Source organism: Arthrobacter sp. TJ-263, assembly GCF_058269155.1.
The window spans coordinates 1-3200 of the sequence record NZ_JBZCNE010000008.1 but is presented as its reverse complement, the minus strand read 5'-3'; the positions used below and the strand labels follow the sequence as shown (position 1 = coordinate 3200).

Genomic DNA, 3200 nt, shown 5'->3' with positions numbered 1-3200 from the left:
GCTGTCTATTTCTGTGGACCGTGTGCAGCCTCCACAGCTCGAGGTTTTCCGCGGTCCCACTGCTCGTAACAGTTCGTGACTGTCACCCCGTTGTTTTTCGCCGTGCGGGATGCTCATAAGACCACCGATTAGGTAGGAGAGTGTGATGTCCACCCAGTCAGCTAATACACCGTCACCGGATCGTCCCCTCGACCAGAACGCAGCACCGGCCAGGTTCCTGGGTGCCCTCGGGAACCAGAGCAATATGTCCCTGAAAATGACGTTACGCGATGACGACGATGAGGTTTCCGTCCTCGTACCGGCAGGTACGATCCTCAATCTCGCGGCACGTTGACGGTGTTCGAGACCGCGAACGTGCAGCCCGGAACGAATATGACCGCCATGATCTCGGTGACCTCCGACGAGGAAACCGAACTGCCGGTCATTGATGGGACCGTCGACCAATACGGCGATATCGTGCCCAACGACGCCTAAAACTAGCCGAGAATCATTGGGCGATCATCGCCCCACCACCAACCCACACATCCTCCACGCCATCTCACCCCCGGGGAGTGGCGTCAGGGTAGGTGCGGTGGCAACCACCACGAATGTCGGGGTGGTCAGGAAGGTTGGACAGCGTGGGAGCCCTGGGCAGGTTTCTCATTCCAGGCCTTGATGGCCGCCCATGCCACCGCGCACGCCGGGACTGCAAGAACCGCCCCGATCACTCCTGCGAGGATCGCGCCGGCGCCGAGAGCGAGCAGGATCACGACGGGGTGCAGCTTGACAGCCTTGCCCATGATCAGAGGTTGGAGCAGGTTGCCTTCGGTCTGCTGCACGACGACGACGGCGATCGCCAGGCCGATAGCCACGCCGACGCCGCTGGTCACATAGGCGACGAGCACGGCGAAGAGCCCGGTGATAGTTGCGCCGATCACCGGGACGAAGCCGCCGAGGAAGATGATCATGGTCAACGGCAGGGCGAACGGGACACCCAGGAAGAACATGGCCACCCCAATACCCGCGGCGTCGATGAGGGCGATGATCGTCGTCCCGCGCAGGTAGCCGCCCATCGTGGTGACTGCCCGTTCGCCGGCATGCTGGGTCCGATGCAGGGTGGGCCCGGTCAGGGGTCGGGTGAGAAAGATCCACATAGACCTGCCGTCCTTAAGGAAGAAGAACAGGACCACGATCGTCAAGAGGATTGCAGTGAAAGCGTTTGCGAGAATGGTCAGGGCGCCGAGTGCGTCCCCGACGGAGAACCCGCTGAAGAAAGACTGCACCGCCGATTCCCGGGCCTGCCGCAGTTCCTCCTCGGTGAAAGGCAGTGCCGTTGACGCGAGCTGACGTTCAAGCCGGTCGAACCCGATATCGGAGTTGAACGCAATCTGGCTCCACTGCGACGTGAGGGAATGGATGACGGCCCAGCCGAGGCCACCGATGACGATGATGCCGGTCAGGAGTGCGATCCACACGGCCAGCAGGGTCGGCACACCGCGTCGGCGAAGAAAATCCACGAACGGGCTGATCGCCGAAGCCAGCAGCAGCGCGATCAGCACGGGCACGACGATGAGCTGCAACCGGATCAGGACCGACCCGACTGCAAGAGCGACGATACACGCCAGAATGACCAGCAGCGCTGCGACCAGCACTTTGCCCGACCGGGACGCCCAGACACTGGCCGGAGCTCCGGCAGGGTGGGATCCCGGGTGAAGCCCAGCCGGAAGTTTCGGCTGGGGGCCGTCAAGCGGCCCGGGTCCCATTGCAGCCCCGGTTGCAACCCCGAGGCGTGCCTCGTCTCTCACGCTGGGATCTGAATTGGTGCGTGATTCGGAGGAAGGGGAGGGGCGGCGGAACCAGTTCATGCCTGTGCCCTTCGGATGAGGTTGTGGATGGCCTCATTGACCCCAGGTGCGTGGGTCTGGTTCACGCTGTGCCCTGCACCGTCGATGGTGAGCAGTTCGGCCGTGGCGCCGATCTGAGCTGCGAGGTGATTGCTGCGCCGTGCGGGTATGGTCCGGTCATCGGTCCCGGTCACGAGCAGTACAGGTATCCGCCCGAGTATCCCAAGGGCCCGGGACCGGTCGAAGTCCATCAGCGACCGGTACGTGGAGACGATGACCGCAGCCGGCGTATGAGCCCACAGATTCTGTTTCGCACTCAAGAGTCCAGGCGGCGGCTCGTACGGGCCGAACATCGTGTGGCGCAACCACCACCGGCCGGGCAGGGTCAGGGCTGGCTTCAGGGCATCGAGGGCCGGAGCACACCATGCGGCGACGCGCAGCAACCCGTGGGCTGCATGCGTTCTGACCAGTCCAACGGCAATGGGATCGGGGGTGGCGACCTGAGCAATCCGTTCGGCGGCCGTGGAGATCAGGGCGATGCCCACAACCCTGTTCCCAACCAATTCCGGCTGGGCGTCGATCAGCGACAGGGTGACCATCCCGCCCAGGGAGTGGGCGATCAGGACGATGCGGTCACCCGGATCGGTCGTCTCGTCGATGACAGTGGCGAGGTCCCGGGCGAAGCGCTGCAGAGTAACGTTACCGGACGGCCCGATCTCGCTGCCGCCATGCCCCCGCAGGTCGTACAGGACCAAGCTCGCCTGACCCGACAGATCGGCGCGCTGCTCATCGAACTCTTGCAGGCCGGACCCGATACCGTGCACGAAGACCACCGTTACGGCGCTGCCCGGCTGCGGGTCGGTTTCGACCCATAGGCGGACACCGTCATCGCACACCACGTCCCGGATGCCCTGACCTGACAGGGATCGAGCTCCGGAACGACCCGCCACAGGGGAAAAATGTGAACGATCCACCGACGAACGACGATCCACGGGCGAAGGCCCCGATGCACGATCAGCGGAGCAGAAGACCGAGCGAACGGCATCCCGCACGGTTGCCAGGCTGGTTGCCATAGCGGTGGCATGTGGGACGGCCGATGTGCGGGCCGACGGTGAACGGCTCTTCATAACGGCGTCCTCTCTCAGTAGTAACACGCAGTAGTAACACCGGCCACGGAAGGACCAGCGTCGGACACTCTCCGGGGTTCCATGTGCTCGTCCGCGGTGCACGGGCGACGAAGGGTACGGCCACGACAAGTCGCACACGCCGCCACACGACGTATCGCGGGCCGTAACCCAACGAATGCATGTTTGCTTCATCTGTGTAGGGCCTTGCTCGACAGCCGCGAAGCGGCGAACAACATGCGCTGGCCTCGGA

The 3200-nt window shown here is 63.8% G+C and carries 2 protein-coding genes; both read right to left on the bottom strand.

Annotated elements, in window-relative coordinates; translation table 11 throughout:
- Positions 1-599: 599 nt before the first annotated feature.
- Positions 600-1631 (bottom strand): AI-2E family transporter, encoded by a 1032-nt coding sequence (locus AC4D2F_RS16850; protein ID WP_490911635.1) that lies wholly within the window; start codon positions 1629-1631, stop codon positions 600-602.
- A gap of 209 nt (positions 1632-1840) precedes the next feature.
- On the bottom strand, positions 1841-2896 hold the full coding sequence (locus tag AC4D2F_RS16845) for an alpha/beta fold hydrolase (protein ID WP_490911634.1): 1056 nt from the start codon (positions 2894-2896) through the stop codon (positions 1841-1843).
- Positions 2897-3200: the final 304 nt, after the last annotated feature.